The organism is Psychrobacillus sp. MER TA 171, from assembly GCF_023713305.1.
Taxonomy (GTDB): Bacteria; Bacillota; Bacilli; order Bacillales_A; family Planococcaceae; genus Psychrobacillus.
In genome coordinates this window covers 1-858 of record NZ_JAMAWN010000056.1, presented here as the reverse complement: position 1 = coordinate 858, position 858 = coordinate 1, and the positions used below count along the sequence as shown (strand labels likewise).

The following is an 858-nucleotide window of genomic DNA, read 5'->3' as shown; positions in this document are numbered from 1 at the left end:
TCGCGTTTGTTTTGGCGCATTCACGCCACAAATACATGGAATGGCAAGATCGACCATTTACAACAAGAGATGCGATTCGCTGCCATGAAAACGCCTTTCACTTTTATGGGGGAATGCCTAACGAAATAGTATACGATCAGGATCATTTACTTTCGGTTAGCGAGAACGCTGGTGATTTAATTCTGACTACCGATTTTCAATCGTATGTGAGAGAACGGAACTTTAGGGTTCATCTATGTCGTAAAGCAGACCCTGAATCAAAAGGAATGATTGAAAATGTCGTTAAATTTATCAAAGGAAACTTCGCAGATAGTCGTGTTTTTAAAGATATTGATGACTGGAATGAACGAGCGCTTCAATGGCTCGAACGAACTGGAAATCACAATGTGCATAACACAACGAAAAAAAGACCCGCAGAAGTGTTTCTCCTCGAAAAGCAACACTTACAACCGGTCTCTAGCCTACTTTCAATAGAAAGTATGAATGAGTCTAGTATAACAAGAAATGTAATGAAGGACAACACAGTCAGATTTGAGTCTAATCGATACTCCGTACCGATAGGTACTTACAAAACAAAAGGAAATAACCAGGTGTTCCTTGAAATAAAAGGCTCCAATAACAAGCAGTTGGTCATCCGAAGTAGTAAGAATCGTGAAGTCATTGCCAAACATACAATCAGCAAGGAGAAAGGTATTCTTATTAAGAATAGAAATCATGGTAGGGATCGATCTAAAGGTATCGAGGCATTAAAAAATGGACTTTTATCAGCATTTGAAGAGGAAGAAAAAGCGAAGGTGTATATAGAGAAAGTGCTCGAGAAATACCCACGTTATCGTCGAGATCATTTAGAAATTTTCC

1 protein-coding gene is annotated in these 858 nt (G+C 38.8%); it reads left to right on the top strand.

The genetic code is table 11. The features are described from left to right. Window positions 1-858, top strand: an 858-nt coding sequence (locus M3627_RS20385; protein WP_483315295.1) for a transposase, incomplete at both ends; no start/stop codon positions are given.